Raw genomic sequence first — 16,395 nt, forward strand, 5'->3', positions numbered from 1 at the left:
AAAATTTACTTTTACATGTAAAGCCTACTCTCTTACTTTCCATGCATTCTAAACACATATACTCTGTATATCCCTTTTCTAGCCTCCCACAGTCCATTGCTTTTTCAACTGTTTCTATAACATCTGCCCTTATTACCTTCGGAATTCTTTTAATTTTTTTCTTTAAAAAGTTTTGCCAATTATCTTGCAATATTTTTTTTAATGTTACTTTAGTCATCTCTTCATCTCTCTTTTTTCAATACTTATACATATATTTTAGCAAGTTTTCCACAGATTTTGAAATTTTATAATTTCCTACTTAATATTAAAAAAGCTGACGCATCAAGATCAAAATCAAATCCTCCAGAATATTTATTAGTATCCCAACCAAGTCCAATCATAACTTTAGTTACTCCAGGATTTGTTTTTGTTAAATCAATTTTTTGCCCTTTTACTAAGCTAATAGACATATTACACTTCCCCCTTATCTATTTTAATATCTTCTAGAAATTTCACTTAGTGAAGTATCTGTTGTCCCTTCTCCTATAGCAGCAAACTTCCATTCTCCATTATGACGATATACTTCTCCTACAATTAAAGTTGTTTTTCCAGAGTAATCATCTGTTAAATTAAATCTAGTAATTTCTTGATTATTTGAAAGATTTACTATACGTATAAAAGCATTTCCTATATGTCCAAAATCTTGTTTGCGACGTACACAGTCATAAATATTTACTACAAAAACTAGTTTATGTATATTTGAAGGAACTTTAGATAATTCCACAAAAATTTGTTCATCATCTCCATCTCCATCACCTGTAAGATTATCTCCACTATGCTTTACACTTGCACATTTGCTTTTTAAATTACCAAAATATATTAAATCATTCTTATTAGCTAGTTTACCATTTTCATTAAGCATTAATACTGATGCATCACAATCAATAGCAGAAGTTCCTCCTCCAAATAAAGAACCTAAAAATCCTCCTGCACTTTTTTTTGCAGGATCCCAACCAAGTGCTACCATAATTTTTGATAATCCCGGATTTCCTTTAGTTAAATCTATTCTTTGACCTTTTTGTAAGCTAATAGCCATATTTATTCCCCTCTTTCAGTTTATAATATTTTTCACAATTATACATCATTCTTATTTTGAAGTAGGCATAAACTGCTGAATCCAATTTCCAAATCCTTCGGGATTTCTGGTTTGAATAAGTACTGTACCTGGTCCTTTAAATCTACAAACAAAACCTTCTCCAGAAGTAAAACTAGAAACCCACCCTTTAGAAGCTTTTTCAATACTATATTCCATATAATCTGGCCATGCAACTAAATGACCATTATCAATTATCCGCTCTTCTCCATCAGGGATATTTATAGCATGAATTGAACCATATGAATTAATAAAAGTGACTCCTTTTCCCCTAACTTTCAGTATAAAAAAACCTTCCCCTGAAAAAATTCCTTTCAATACATTTTGTACTTGAGTTGAAATTTCAACTTCTTGAGTAGCTGCCAAAAATCCATCCTTTTGTATGCATAGTCCATAAGAACCATCTAAATCTACATCAACAATATCACCTGGAATAGAAGGTGCTAAAAGAACCTCTCCTTTTCCTCTATTAGCAACTAAATTTTGAAAGAACAAATTCTCTCCTGAAAACATCCTTCCTATTCCTTTAAATACTCCACCTTCTAATTTACCATCAACATCAATAGTTGAAGTCATTGATACCATGGCTCCTGATTCAGCTTTAATAAGCTCTCCTTTTTCAAGATTCACCTTAACTATAGGAAAAGCTCCTTTATATAAAATATCATACCTCATTATTTATACCTATCCTATATTTATTCCAAAATTATTACAAAGTGCTGCAAGTCCACCTTCAAATCCACTTCCAATTGCATTAAATTTCCATTCTCCATTATGCCTATACAGTTCTCCAACTACTATAGCATTTTCTATACTAAAATCTTCTCCTAAATCATATCTAATTAACTCTTCATTAGTTTCTTCATTTACTACACGTATATAAGCATTAGATACTTGTCCAAAATTTTGTGCTCTTTCAATAGCATCATGAATAGTCACAGTAAAATCAATTTTATGAATATTTGCTGGAACTTTATTTAATTCAATTTTTACCTGTTCATCATCACCTTCACCATCTCCTGTACGATTATCTCCTAGATGAGTAACTGATCCTGATTCATGTTTTAAATTATTATAAAATATAAAATCACTATCATTATTTACTTTTCCTGATTCAGTAAGTAAAAAAACCGCTGAATCTAAATCAAAATCATATCCTCCATCATATTTATTAACATCCCAACCTAAACCCACTAAAATATTATTAAGTCCAGGATTAGTTTTTGTTAAATCAACTTTTTGTCCTTTTTTTAAACTAACTGCCATAATAAAACACCTCTTTCTATTTATTTAAATTTTTAATACTATCTTCTTTGTTCTAATTTTTTTTGTAAATCTAATAATTTCATTTTACTTTCTTCCCTTTTTTGCTTATTTTCTAATTCTATTTGTTTTGTATCCTCAATTCCTTTAATTATAGTTTCAAAAGTTTTTTCTAAAGTTTCAATTTTTATACTTGTTCCAGAAGTTAATTTTGCAATATCAACTGATTGATTAGCTATATTCTGTGCATTTTTAAGTAGCATTTCATTAGTAGTTTTATCTAGAGCTTCCATGGCATCTGCTTGTATTTTTTGTCTTTTTATAGCTATAGCCTGTATTAAACCTGTTTTAAATACAGGAATAGTAACTACAAAAGCACTATTAATTTTTCTAACTAAATTATAATTACCTCTTGCAATTAATTTAATTTGAGGGGCAGTTTGAAGTGCTACCATCTTTGCTAATTCTAAATCATGAACTCTTTGCTCTATCATTTCAAGTGCATAATTTGTAGACTGAAGCTTTAAAGCTTCAATCTGCTGCCCAGAATTTGCGTTTTTTTCTAGCTCAGGAATTATATTATTTTTAATATGTTCTATAACTAAATAACCTGCTTGAATATATTTTTCTAATTTTTCATAATACATCATGTTTTTATCAAACATTTCTTCAAGCATTAAATTACTTTTGTTAATTTCATTTTCATACTGTTTAATTTCAACATATATTTTTTCTATTTCTTTATCAATTGTTTGGTATTTGTCTAACAATTTATTAATATCATTTTTTACTTTTCTAAATATTTTAGAAATAAATCCCTTTTTTTCTTCGTCAAAATCTTTTTTATCAAACTTTTTCATAATATTATTTAACTGAACAAGCATTCTTCCACTATCTTCAACAGAAGAATTATTAATATTAGACAAAATACGATCACTAAATTGAGCTATCTCTGTTGCAGTTTCTTTACCAAATGACATAATAGATTGTACATTATTTATATTAATTTGATCTGCTAAAGCTTTTATTTCTGATGATGCTTTTACCTTTTGTTCTATCTCATTTACTTTTTTTTCTAAATCTACTTCTTTCACCTCTAAAATTTCATTCATAAAAATTCTCCCTTTCATATAAAGCTATTTAAAAAAATCAAAAATACTCCTTTTTTTCAAATCTTTTTTAGACTTATTATGAATAGTTAATCCAAACTTTAAATTTTCAAGTTTATGTATATCATAATAATATGGATTTATTCCATTTTCTATATTGTTATATCCTGTTGGTGTTAAAATGACAATATCAAAACCTATAAGATGTAAAAAAGCTAGAATTATAAAATCTGATTCACTAAAAACATTTTCATTCCCATCAAATACAACCAATTTTGGTATTTGTAGAGGATAATCAAATTTTTGTAGTAATTCTAAATATTTCTTATCTAAATTTAAAATTGTATATAAGATTTTAAATTTAAATTCTAAGGTAATCTCAAAATTAAATATATCCGTAGATGCAACCAATTCATTTAGTTTTGTTAAAATCAAATTTTGAACAGATGTCTTTAAATAAATAAAATTATATTCTTTTAATGAAATTATTTTCTCTAAATTAAATATTCCATTATTGTTCAATAAATCTTTTCGTATAGTATAATATTTATTTTTTGTAAACGGTATATTTTCTATAAATATTGTTAACCCTTTTTTACTTATCAATATATCTAAATTTTTCCAATAAATATTTAAATCTGATGTCGCTCCATTTACTTTAGCAAATATATTAGGCATAAATACCATTCTATCTTTTACTTTAAATCCTGGTCTAAATCTAGCTTCTTCTTTCCACAATATTAGCAATTCATCATAAGTAGTTTTCAAAGAGTTTGGAACAAGATTATAATCTTCAAATTGCCATGGAGTATATACTCCACTATCTTCTGTATGAAGTACTTGATTTATTTCTTTTGAAGCCTTATATGCTACTGTTTCTTCTCTTTTTATACTAGGCATAAAAGGAAATGGTTTTAACGGTACTCTATTTGAATATTCTAATACATTTGAATAATTATCTATATTAATAATATCCTTAAATTTACTTCCACTAAACGAATTAAAATATATAACATCAAATCCTATTAAAGAAAGAAATAATAAAAAATATATTTCATCTCTTTGTATATCTCCATAAAATAGTACCTTTGGATTTGTTTCTCCATACACATAATCTGAGAATGGTTTTATAGCGTATCTTTCAACCCAATATAGTATTTTTATATAGAAATTTTTAATTATATTTATATTTTTCTGATTCTTCATGAATATATTCAATAGCATACATAATTTAGATTTAATTAAATCATCTTTTACTTTGTTTATATTTGATAAAACATTATATTTATTTACTCTTTTAACTATACTTTCCGGATTAGCTAGGCTAGTTTTTTCCATTTGAAACCAAGCTCTGTTTACTTTATCAATTAATTCCCTTGGAATATTCTTATCTAAAGATTTATCAAACTTTATATATAATGAATCTAATTCTAAAAGTTTAAAATGAAGATTAAAAATTGTATCATAATATTCCTTTTCGTTAGATATACCTATTACTCTATAAAAATATATAGGTGTTACTATAAGTTGTGTATTAAAAGCAAAACCCCGTCTATCTTTAGGCTGTAGAAATATATCTTCATATATATTTTTTGTTTTTGTATTTATAGAGTTCAGAACAAGATTATAAAATTGGAATTCACTCATCTACGCCTAACTCCTCCTTTTTAATATCAAAACTTAATTATATGTTAAAATTTTTTATTTTTTACATTTTAGTATAATTTTAAAATTTTATCAATACATATTGAAAACTATCCTAAAGTTTATATAATGCTTATATTTTTTAAATTCATAATACATTTTACCATAAAATGTATTATTTTGTATATGTATGATAATTAATTTTTATATACTATTCAATACTTTGTAATAAAAGAATCATTTATGGAAAAACTACAATAATAAAAATTTAATTTATATAGGAGAATTTTATGAAAAGAAATATTTTTTTTAAAACAATACTTTTAATATTACTATTACTTCAAATTTATTCTGTATTTATTTTTGTATTTTCTAAAGAATATTTAGAAGCAATTGGAATTTTTTTAATACTACTTTTTAATATGTTTATCTTAGTATTTCAAAAAATAACAAATATACACATAAATCAACTTTCTATACTACTTATATTTATACTATCTACTTTTCATTCTTTTTTCGGAAAAACTTTAAAACTTTATGATAATACATTGTGGTGGGATAAATTTTTACACTTTTATGGAACACTATCTGCATCTTTGTTATGTATTTCTTTTTTTAAAAAATTAAATTTTTTGAAAAACAATTCTAAGCCTTTCATATTTATTTTTACTTTTATTTTAGGAGGTTTTTTAGGTCAGCTTTTTGAAGTTTTAGAACATACAATTGATGCATTATCTAGTGCTCAAAGTCAACATGGATTAAATGATACAATGATAGATATTATTTTAAACAATATAGGAGGGTTAATTGCTGCTTTTTTAACTTTAAACAAAAAATCATATGATTAACAAAAAATTCCAAAACAAAAGTCCTAATGTTTTTATTAGGACTTTTTAATTTTATTCACCTTTATATAGTTAGTACATAAAATAATACAAAAATAATGCAAATTATTTCAAGTAGGTGAATAATGTGAAATTTGATAAATATAAAAAACTTGTTGTTGGGGTTAACTCTAAAGTTCCTCTTACTAATGGAAAACTTGTCAAATACATTAATTTTGATAACGCAGCAACAACTCCTCCTTTCATATCTGTTTTAAATGAAATTTTAAATTTTTCAACATGGTATTCTTCAATACACAGAGGAAAAGGATATAAATCTCAACTTTCTTCCGAAATATATGATAAGTCTAGAAAAATAGTTGCAGATTTTGTTAAAGCAGATCTTAAATATAATACTGTTATATATGTAAAAAATGCTACAGAAGCAATCAATATGCTTTGTAATATACTTTCACAAAAATATGGTGAATTTACAGTTTTATCTACATGTATGGAGCATCATTCAAATGATTTACCGTGGAGAAAAAAATGCAAAATAGATTATGTTAATATTGACAGCTTAGGAAGATTAGATTTAAACGATTTAAAAAATAAGCTTATACAACATAGTAACTCTGTAAAACTTGTAACTGTAACTGGCTTATCAAATGTAACTGGATATAAAAACCCTATACACAAAATAGCTTCTTTAGCACATAAGTATGGTTCAGAAATACTTGTTGATGGAGCTCAATTAATCCCCCATGCTGCCATGGATATGAAAGCTCAAAACCATGAAGATCATATAGATTATCTTGTTTTTTCTGCACATAAAATGTATGCACCTTTTGGAACTGGTGTGCTTATTGGTCCTAAATCTACATTTGAAAAAAAAGATCCTGATTATGTAGGTGGAGGAACAGTTGATATTGTAACACATGATTTTGTTAAATGGACTCATCCTCCCGAAAAATATGAAGCTGGAACTCCTAATGTAATGGGTGTTGTAGCTCTGATAAAAGCTATAAAAACATTAAATAAGTTAGGAATGAATAATCTAGAAATACATGAAAGAAATTTAACAAATTACACAATAGAAAACCTCAAATTAATACCTGATATTAAGTTATATGGAGATTGTGAGAATTATAAAGATAAATCTAGTATTATTTCTTTTAATATAGAAGGTATTTCTCATGAGCTAGTAGCTAAAATACTTTCTTGTGAAGGAGGAATAGCTGTTAGAAATGGGTGTTTTTGTGCTCAACCTTATATTCAGCAACTTTTAAATATTTCTAAAGAAGAAATAGAAAAAAGAATTATTGATTCTAATCTTCCTCATCCTGGTATGGTTCGAATAAGCTTTGGTTTATATAACGATTATAAGGAAATTGATATTTTAATTAAAATGTTGAACAAAATTGTGAAAAATAAAGAATATTATATTGAAAAATATAAATCTATTTGAAAATTTTAAGCATTTAAAGAGGGAAAATCCCTCTTTTTCATGTTAAACTTTTAGTAATTTTTTATGTACCTCAAGTAATTCTCAACCTTTTGCTCCATTTTATTTTTTCCAGGAATATAATATTCTGCATTTTTAATATTTTCAGGAAGATACTGCTGTTTTACATAATTATTTTTATAACTATGGGGATATTTATAATCAACACCTCTACCTAATTTATTTGCTCCACTATAATGAGAATCTTTAAGATATATAGGTATATCTCCAACATCTTTTGAATCTAAATCATTAAGTGCAAGATCAATAGCCATATATGCTGAATTTGACTTTGGAGCTGTAGCAAGTACTAATGTAGCTTGTGAAAGTGGTATCCTAGCTTCGGGAAATCCCAGCTGCATAGCACTGTCAACACAAGACTTTACTATGTTTATAGCATTAGGATAAGCCATTCCAATATCTTCACATGCTATTACTAGCAATCTTCTGCAAATAGAAATTAAGTCTCCAGCCTTAATAAGTCTTGCAAGATAATGTATAGAAGCATCTGGGTCACTTCCTCTAATGGACTTTTGAAATGCACTTAAAATATCATAATGACTATCTCCAGATTTATCATAATTTAAAACCTTTTTTTGAGTACATTCTTTAGCAATACTCAAATCTATATATATACCCCTATCTTTATTTGGCTTTGTAGAATATATAGCAAGTTCAATAGCATTAATAGCTTTTCTCAAATCACCGTTACTTACATTTGCAATATACTCTAAAACATTTTCATCATATTCTATATTTATATCACTTAAATCTTTTTTAGATACATCTATTGCTCTTCTTAATCCTTTAATTATCTCTTCTTTAGTTAACATTTTAAACTCAAGCACTGTTGATCTACTAAGTATTGCTTTATAAACATAGTGATACGGATTTTCTGTTGTACTTGCAATCAGTGTAATTTTCCCATTTTCCATAAATTCAAGAAGGGATTGTTGCTGTTTTTTATTAAAATTCTGAATTTCATCTAAATATAACAGTACCCCATTTAAAGTCATCAAACTATCTAAATCCTTTATTATCCTTTTTATGTCTTCTAAAGATGCATTTGTGGCATTTATTTTATAAAATTTCTTATTTGTAATTTTAGCAATAATATTTGCAACTGTTGTTTTACCTACACCTGGAGGTCCATAAAATATCATATTAGTTATATATCCAGAAGATAATATTCTATTTAGAATTTTATTTTCACCTAATAAATGACTTTGTCCTACAACATCTTTTACATCTTTAGGTCTTATCTTATCCGCTAATGGCTTTGTCAAAATTATCACCACTCTTTCTTTTTTATACTTTTACAAATATAAATTTAAAAAGTCCTAGTATTATTTTAATTTGCTTTTTAAGCAATAAAAATAATACTAGGACCTTTAAATCAATCAACTAATTACTTTTTAAGCTTATTTAACTCATCTAATAACTTCTCATTTAATATCCTAATGTGAGTACCTTTCATTCCTAAAGATCTAGATTCTATAACTCCTGCACTTTCAAACTTTCTTAAAGCATTTACTATAACCGATCTAGTTATTCCTACTCTATCTGCTATTTTACTAGCAACAAGTAATCCTTCAGTTCCATCCAGTTCATTAAATATATGTTCTACAGCTTCAAGCTCTGAATAAGAAAGAGTTCCTATAGCCATTTGAACTACAGTTTTCTTTCTCATTTCCTCTTCCATTTCCTCAGACTTTGCTCTAAGTATTTCAAGACCTACAACTGTAGCACTATATTCAGCTAATACAATATCATCATCTGTAAATTTATTTTCATATCTAGAAAGAAGTAGAGTACCAAGTCTTTCTCCACTACCTATGATTGGTACAAGAGTTGTAATTTTATTATAACTTTCTATATCATATTTGAATATCTCTAAGAATTCATCTCCAGTAATATTTTCTAATGTTTCTGATACTTTCATTATATTCTGAGTATATTCATCAGGTAATTTTTCTTCACCAGTTTCTTCATCAACTATTACAGCACTATTTTTAACATCAGTTAAATGTACTCCTAGTACTTTTCCTTTTGCACTAATAATATAAGTATTAGTATTTAAAACTTCACTTAATATATCACATAATTGGGGAAATGATACAGGAGTAGTTCCAGATCTTTGTAATATTTTATTTATCTTCCTAGTTTTTTCTAGTAGTTCACTAGCCATAATTATCCTCCTCTTTAAACATGTATATCTTTATCCATAAATTCAAATTTTTTAGAATTTTTTAGAATTTCATAATTTTAAATAATATATACAGGACACATTTGAAATATTATCATAGTTTATAAAATTTAGCAACCTAATTTTAGCTAATTTTCGACTTTTTTTCAAAATCACACTCTTTATTTGAACATACTATTTTTTGCTCTTTTTTTGTTTCTTTATAAACTAAATAATCTCCACATTTTTTACACTTCTCTCCTGTAGGCTTATTCCAGGATATGAAATCACATTCTGGATATCTAGAGCATCCATAAAATACCCTTCCTTTTTTACTTTTTCTTATTATTATTTCTCCTTCTTCGCATTTTGGACATTTAACTCCTGCTTTATTAAGAAGAGGCTTTGTCGTTTTGCATTCTGGATAGTTTTTACATGCTAGGAATTTTCCAAACCTTCCATATTTAATCACCATATTGGAACCACATTTTTCACAAATTTCATCAGTTTCTTGTTCAATAGTTACCTTTTCTATTTTCTCTTTTGCAATTTCTATAGCTTCTTCTAAAGGTTCATATACTTGTTTAACTACTTCTTTCCAGTTTTTTTCTCCTTCTTCCACCAAATCCAACATATTTTCCATTTCAGCGGTAAAATCTAAATCCACAAATTTTTGAAAATTCTCTTCCATTATTTCTGTAACTAAGATTCCAAGTTCTGTAGGAACTAGGGTATTCCCATTTTTTTCAACGTATTCTCTTGTTAATATAGTTGCAATTGTTGGAGCATAAGTACTAGGTCTTCCTATTCCTAATTCTTCTAAGGTTTTAACTAAGCTAGCTTCTGTAAATCTAGCTGGTGGCTGTGTAAAATGTTGTTTAGGTAGCATATTTTCTATATTAAGCTCCATACCTTCATTAATTTCTGGAAGCAATTTATCTTCTTTATTTAAAAAAGAATATACCCTAAGAAATCCATCAAATTTTAATTTATATCCTGAAGTCTTAAATATATAATCTCCTATTTTAGCTAAAACATTAAAATTCTCATATATTGCATCTTTCATAAGACTTGCAACAAATCTTGACCATATAAGATTGTACAATTTATATTGATCATTATTTAAAGAACCTTTTATAATTTCTGGAGTTCTAACAATAGAAGTTGGCCTTATTGCTTCATGAGCATCTTGCACTTTTTTACCTTTAGATTTTTTATTTTCAAACCCTTTAAAGTATTTATCTCCAAAATTTTCTAATATATATTCCTTTCCTTTGCTTATAGCTTCTTCAGAAATTCTTTGGGAATCTGTTCTTATATAAGATATTAGACCTACAGTACCTTCTCCTTTTATCTCTATACCTTCATATAGCTGCTGTGCAATTATCATTGTTTTTTTAGTTGAAAATCCTAACTTATTAGCAGCTTCCTGTTGAAGAATACTTGTTGTAAAAGGCTTAGGTGGAGATTTCTTTCTTTCTTTTACTTCTATTGTTTCTATAATTAAATTTTTATTTTTTATTTCATTTAATACACTATCTACTTGCTCTTTATTTTTTAACTCAATTTTTTTGCCTTTATTTCCATAAAACTTAAATTCAACTTTTTCATTTATAACTTTACATATTAATTCTATACTCCAATACTCCTCTGGTATAAATTCTTTTATTTCTTTTTCTCTATCACATATTATTTTTGTAGCAACAGATTGTACCCTTCCTGCACTAAGCCCTTTTCTTATTTTCTGCCAAAGAAGAGGACTTATTTTATATCCTAAAAGTCTATCTAAAACTCTTCTTGCTTGCTGAGCATCTACTACTTTTCTATCTATGGTTCTAGGTTTTTTTATTGCTTTTTTTATAGCATCCTTTGTTATTTCATTAAATTCTATCCTACAGTTTTCACATTCTTCTAACTTCAAAATATGTGCTAAATGCCAAGATATAGCTTCTCCTTCTCTATCTGGGTCTGTTGCTAAGAATATTTTATCAGCTTTTTTTGCTTCTTTTTTTAGCTCATTTATTACAGGCCCTTTTCCTCTAATATTTATATAATGAGGTTCAAAATTATTCTCTATATCTACCCCTAATTTACTTTTAGGTAAGTCTCGAACATGTCCTACGGATGCTTTAACTGTATAGTTTCTCCCTAAAAATTTTCCTATGGTTTTGGCTTTAGCTGGTGATTCAACTATAACTAAATTTTTTGCCATTAAGTGCACCCCCAAAAATTTTCAATATTTATTGTAAGTTATTTATATTATATATTTTATTTCCTAACTCCGTTACTATACCTTTTATTTCTAAAATGTTTAAAATACCTAATATATCTTTAATATGTAGTTTCGTATATTTACAAATTAAATCTACATGTAAAGAACCATATTTGCTTAAACTATTTACAACACTATACTCATCTTGAGATAAGTCTATATTTTGTTTATATTGAAATGTTGAAGTTTTATCGTAAAAAATATCATATTCTTCTAATATATCATCAACACAAGTAATTAATTTTGCTCCTTCTTTTATAATTTTATTAGTTCCCTTACTCATATAAGAATTTATATTACCTGGTATAGAAAAAATATTCTTTCCATGTTCTAAAGCATAATCCATAGTTATTAAAGATCCACTTTTTTCTCCAGCTTCTACAATTAAAACACCATCACATATTCCACTTATTATTCTATTTCTCATTGGAAAATAACCTGGTCTTGGTAATGTTTCTAGAGGATACTCGCAAACCACAGCTCCACCACTTTCTACTATATCATTCATAAGCTTTATGTTTTCCTTTGGATATGGTTTATCAATAGAAGAACCTAAAACTGCTATTGTTTTTCCTTTACTATTTAAACAACCTAGATGACTATAAGAATCTATTCCTATAGCCATTCCACTTATTATATTGACCCCTAATGATGACAATTCTTTACTAAATTTTTTTGCACACCAAATGCCATATCTCGTAGGCTTTCTTGATCCAACCATAGCTATTGAGAAATCATTTAATATATCTATATTTCCTTTAACAAAAAGTACATAAGGTGGATCGTATATATTTTTTAATTTTTGCGGATATCTAGGATTATTTATTGTTATATAATTTATATTATTTTTGTGCAGGTTTTCTTTTATTATTTCTAAATAAGCTGAACTTCTATAGTTTACTATATTTTCCTTTGTTTTTAAACTCATATTAGGAATTTTATATATTTCAGCTTCATCTAGCTCATTAAAATTCTCAAGTCCATTAAAATAATCTTCTAGTTTATTTATTGTTTTATATCCTACTCCTTTTATATGCCATAATAAAAGGTATATATCATCAATTTTCATAAATGTACTCCTTATGATTAATAATTTTAATGGATATTATGCACATTTTAACTATCATTATACATTAAATAAAATAAAATGCAAAATGAAAAAGATAGGAAACATTCCTATCTTTCTAAAAAACTCAATATTAATTTTTTCTTTCATTAATATATAGAATATGATGTAAAGAAATTACTTATTGTTTTTGAGATTCCCAATTAAGAAAATCATCAACATCATGTTTTATTGATTTTAATACAAATAATACTACTAAAATATCATCTATATACCCTATATTTCGCATAGAATCAGGTATAAAATCTACAGGACTAACAAAATATGTTATTGCAACAATAGCCCAAATTACAGATTGAATAGCTATGTCTCTATACTCTTTATCATAATAAGCTTTTATGAGTCTATATAAAATATTTATATTTTCTAACAGTTCTGATATAGGTGCTTTTTTCTCATATTTTTCCATTTCATTGGTTTTTTCACTAACTTTTTTAAGTAAATCTTTAATTTTTTTAGGATTTCTTGAATATTTTTCAGCATTACTTCTAGCTTCTTTAAAATGTTGAGAACTTAAGACTTCTTTAGCAACTTCATTAGGACTTATCATTTTCTTATCTCCCCTTTTTTTGCAAATAATGCCTTTTATACTTAATAACTTTTTATAAATTCTCCTCTTTTTATATATTTTATATGAAATTAAATTAATTTTCTACTATTAATTATAAATTAAGATAAATTTGTAATAATTTAACTAATTATTATTTAAAAAAATGAAAAAACTATTATTAAGTAATATAAATAAAAAGGATGTGATTTAATGAGTAGAAAGCACAATAATAGAAAGGATAATAAAAAATATCGTGATGATAATGTGGAGTATGCTACAGAATTTGCACCAAATAAAACTGAATATTCCGAGAATAGAAATTATGATAATGTATTTGAAAGTTCAAATATAATTGGTTATTTAGCCATTTTATCATCTATTGTTTCTTTATTCACTTATCCTGTAACATTTGGTGTAATCGGAATTGTGTTAGGTATAGTATCAGTATTTTCAAAGGCAAAAACACTTGGATATTGGGCAATTGGTATAGGTCTTGTAACATCCCTTACTAGTTTATTTTTTAAAATAGCTGTATTGTCATTTATTTTTAGATTATTTTAAATAATACCTAAAGATAGAGCTTGGTTTAATAAAATAAATCAAGCTCTATCTTTAATTTCATATTAAAAACCTTTATCTTATATAAACTTTTATTACTTCTGTTAATTTAATAACAACACTAATAAATTCCAAAATCCTTAAATAATAGAAACTATCTAAAAAAGAGCTTTTTATCTTTTTCTTCATAAATTATATAAGAATAAGCAAGTACAATTCCTCCTGAAAAGAATGTTTGTATAAAATCATAACTTAATATAATACTTTACTTTTATAAAAACTTATATTTGTAATTTTTTCAAAAATCAAGAATAAAATTATAATGAAAGGAATAAAATTATTCATTTTCAAAATTGAAAATACAATAAAAAAGGAGGATTTTACATGAATTCTGCATTTCTTATTACAATTGCTATAGTTTGGTATTATTTTGCTTATAAGTGGTATGGAGGCACATTAGAAAAGAAAATAATTAGTCCTAATGATGAAATTGAAACTCCAGCTATTTCTAAAAATGATGGAGTAGATTTTTATCCTGCAAATAAAATGGTTTTATTCGGACATCATTTTTCTTCTATCGCAGGGGCTGGACCTATTCTTGGACCTGTAGCTGCTGTTGCAGCATTTGGATGGGGTTCAGCTATGATATGGATACTAATTGGAACTGTCTTTATTGGAGCAGTACATGATTATCTTTCTTTAATGGTATCAGTTAGACATGATGGTAATAGTGTACCTGAAGTTGCTCAAAAGGTAATTGGAACTAGAGCCAGAAACCTTTTTTCCATTTTTGTTTTAATAACATTGATACTAGTTGTAGCTGTATTTGGTTTTGTAGCAGCAAATACTTTAAAATCAACGCCACAAGTGGTTATACCAACTTTTGGCATAATCCCTGTGGCAATGTTATTTGGTTATATGGTTTATAAAAAGAATTTACCTCTACCAATTGGTACAATAATAGCTTTATTATGTTTGTTTACATTGATTTACTTAGGATTTAAATTCCCTATTAGCGTTCCATTTGAAGGAAAAGGATCTTTCACCTTTTGGTTTATTCTTTTAATGGGATATGGTCTTCTAGCTTCTGTATTGCCTGTATGGATGCTTTTACAACCAAGAGATTATATTTCTAATTGGATTTTAATAATAGGTTTAGGTATTGGATTTATTGGAACACTAGTTACTCATCCTAATATTAATGCACCATTTTTCACTGGTTTTAGCAGTAAAAGCGGGCCAATTTGGCCAATGTTATTTATAATAGTAGCCTGTGGTGCAATTTCAGGTTTTCATTCATTAGTTGGTAGTGGAACTACATCTAAACAATTAGCTAAGGAATCTCAAGGTAAATTAGTTGGTTACGGAGCAATGCTCCTAGAAGGAGTTCTTGCAACTTTAGCTGTAATTACTGTTTCTGCAGGTTTATTCTGGATTGCTCCTTCAGGTATGGAACAATTTTCATTTTTTAATATACTTGGCAGTGATGGTCCTATTAAAGCATTTGGTATGGGCTATGGTAGAATAACTCAACCACTTCTTGGTACTTTTGGAATGCTATTTGGAATAACGATGTTAAAAACATTTGTTATGACTACTCTTGATACTACTATTCGTCTAGGAAGATTTGTAGCCGCAGAACTAATTGGTCCAAAAATGCCTGTTTTAAAAAATAGATTTATAGGATCATTATTCATTACAATACCAGCTTTCTACTTAGGTTATACAGGAACATATAATATTATTTGGCCAATGTTTGGAGCATCTAATCAATTAGTTGCAGCTCTTGCTTTACTTGTTGTAACAGCTTATCTCGTAGGTGTTAAAAAAACTACTAAATATACTCTTTATCCAGCTATTTTTATGATTATAACAACTTTCGCTGCTTTGATATACCAAGGATATAATCATCTATTTGGTCCAAATCCTAACTATATTTTAGGAATTACATCTGCTATTTTAATAGTTCTTGCAATAATAGTAGCTGGTGAAGCAAAAAAAATATTAATGTTATCTAAAAAACAATAGAAGAATATACATTAAAAAAGCGATCATTGATCGCTTTTTTATCTTTTATATCTATTAATGCTATTTAAAATGTAAATTAGCTATCTATAAGCATATTTAAGGAAAATAAAAAAGATTACGTGGCTACGTCCTACTCTCCCAGGAGGCTTCCCTCCAAGTACCATCGGCGCTAAGGAGCTTAACTTCTGTGTTCGGAATGG

The 16,395-nt window shown here is 26.8% G+C and carries 15 protein-coding genes, 1 rRNA gene and 1 pseudogene; 4 read left to right on the top strand and 13 right to left on the bottom strand.

The genetic code is table 11. From position 1 onward, the window contains the following. The 7 genes and pseudogenes from BUA77_RS09875 to BUA77_RS09905 all read right to left on the bottom strand — a co-directional run. Positions 1 to 217, bottom strand: a 217-nt coding sequence (locus BUA77_RS09875; RefSeq protein WP_200773953.1) for a transposase zinc-binding domain-containing protein, incomplete at its 3' end; no start/stop codon positions are given. 88 nt (positions 218 to 305) lie between these two features. Then, positions 306 to 449, bottom strand: a pseudogene (locus BUA77_RS09880) (TerD family protein); the annotation flags it as partial. A gap of 23 nt (positions 450 to 472) precedes the next feature. Further along, entirely contained in the window at positions 473 to 1,075 is a 603-nt protein-coding gene (locus tag BUA77_RS09885) for a TerD family protein (RefSeq protein ID WP_072889710.1), read from the bottom strand. 51 nt (positions 1,076 to 1,126) lie between these two features. Further along, positions 1,127 to 1,807, bottom strand: a complete 681-nt coding sequence (locus BUA77_RS09890) for a TIGR00266 family protein (RefSeq protein ID WP_072889712.1) — start codon at positions 1,805 to 1,807, stop codon at positions 1,127 to 1,129. Positions 1,808 to 1,816: 9 nt separating this feature from the next. Continuing rightward, positions 1,817 to 2,398, bottom strand: a complete 582-nt coding sequence (locus BUA77_RS09895; protein WP_072889714.1) for a TerD family protein — start codon at positions 2,396 to 2,398, stop codon at positions 1,817 to 1,819. A 38-nt stretch (positions 2,399 to 2,436) separates the two neighbouring features. Next, positions 2,437 to 3,507 (bottom strand): toxic anion resistance protein, encoded by a 1,071-nt coding sequence (locus tag BUA77_RS09900; RefSeq protein WP_072889716.1) that lies wholly within the window; start codon positions 3,505 to 3,507, stop codon positions 2,437 to 2,439. Positions 3,508 to 3,531: 24 nt separating this feature from the next. Next, entirely contained in the window at positions 3,532 to 5,151 is a 1,620-nt protein-coding gene (locus tag BUA77_RS09905; protein WP_072889718.1) for a YceG family protein, read from the bottom strand. A gap of 287 nt (positions 5,152 to 5,438) precedes the next feature. On the opposite strand from BUA77_RS09905, the gene BUA77_RS09910 reads away from it, so the two are divergent. Both BUA77_RS09910 and BUA77_RS09915 read left to right on the top strand, forming a co-directional pair. Next, on the top strand, positions 5,439 to 5,996 hold the full coding sequence (locus tag BUA77_RS09910) for a hypothetical protein (RefSeq protein ID WP_072889720.1): 558 nt from the start codon (positions 5,439 to 5,441) through the stop codon (positions 5,994 to 5,996). A gap of 124 nt (positions 5,997 to 6,120) precedes the next feature. Continuing rightward, positions 6,121 to 7,440: an aminotransferase class V-fold PLP-dependent enzyme gene (locus BUA77_RS09915; RefSeq protein ID WP_072889723.1), complete on the top strand. Its 1,320-nt coding sequence runs from the start codon at positions 6,121 to 6,123 to the stop codon at positions 7,438 to 7,440. A 50-nt stretch (positions 7,441 to 7,490) separates the two neighbouring features. Here BUA77_RS09915 and BUA77_RS09920 read toward each other — a convergent pair whose 3' ends face one another. The 5 genes from BUA77_RS09920 to BUA77_RS09940 form a co-directional block, all read right to left on the bottom strand. Next, complete coding sequence (locus BUA77_RS09920) at positions 7,491 to 8,762, bottom strand: replication-associated recombination protein A (RefSeq protein ID WP_072889726.1); 1,272 nt, start codon at positions 8,760 to 8,762, stop codon at positions 7,491 to 7,493. 122 nt (positions 8,763 to 8,884) lie between these two features. Then, on the bottom strand, positions 8,885 to 9,664 hold the full coding sequence (gene codY, locus BUA77_RS09925; protein ID WP_072889729.1) for a GTP-sensing pleiotropic transcriptional regulator CodY: 780 nt from the start codon (positions 9,662 to 9,664) through the stop codon (positions 8,885 to 8,887). Positions 9,665 to 9,806: 142 nt separating this feature from the next. Continuing rightward, positions 9,807 to 11,873 carry a type I DNA topoisomerase gene (gene topA, locus BUA77_RS09930; protein WP_072889731.1) on the bottom strand — a complete coding sequence of 689 codons (2,067 nt, stop codon included), beginning with the start codon at positions 11,871 to 11,873 and terminating at the stop codon, positions 9,807 to 9,809. A gap of 28 nt (positions 11,874 to 11,901) precedes the next feature. Beyond that, positions 11,902 to 13,002, bottom strand: coding sequence for a DNA-processing protein DprA (gene dprA / locus BUA77_RS09935; protein WP_072889733.1), 1,101 nt, complete (start codon positions 13,000 to 13,002; stop codon positions 11,902 to 11,904). Between the two features lie 178 nt (positions 13,003 to 13,180). Then, complete coding sequence (locus BUA77_RS09940; protein ID WP_072889735.1) at positions 13,181 to 13,609, bottom strand: YkvA family protein; 429 nt, start codon at positions 13,607 to 13,609, stop codon at positions 13,181 to 13,183. A gap of 210 nt (positions 13,610 to 13,819) precedes the next feature. On the opposite strand from BUA77_RS09940, the gene BUA77_RS09945 reads away from it, so the two are divergent. After that, a complete protein-coding gene (locus tag BUA77_RS09945; protein ID WP_072889737.1) occupies positions 13,820 to 14,170 on the top strand; it encodes a hypothetical protein in 351 nt (116 codons plus the stop codon). Positions 14,171 to 14,551: 381 nt separating this feature from the next. Then, positions 14,552 to 16,195, top strand: coding sequence for a carbon starvation CstA family protein (locus tag BUA77_RS09950; RefSeq protein ID WP_072889739.1), 1,644 nt, complete (start codon positions 14,552 to 14,554; stop codon positions 16,193 to 16,195). 117 nt (positions 16,196 to 16,312) lie between these two features. Here BUA77_RS09950 and rrf read toward each other — a convergent pair. Further along, positions 16,313 to 16,395 (bottom strand): 5S ribosomal RNA (gene rrf / locus BUA77_RS09955); the annotation flags it as partial.

The organism is Tepidibacter formicigenes DSM 15518 (genome assembly GCF_900142235.1).
Lineage (GTDB): Bacteria > Bacillota > Clostridia > Peptostreptococcales > Peptostreptococcaceae > Tepidibacter > Tepidibacter formicigenes.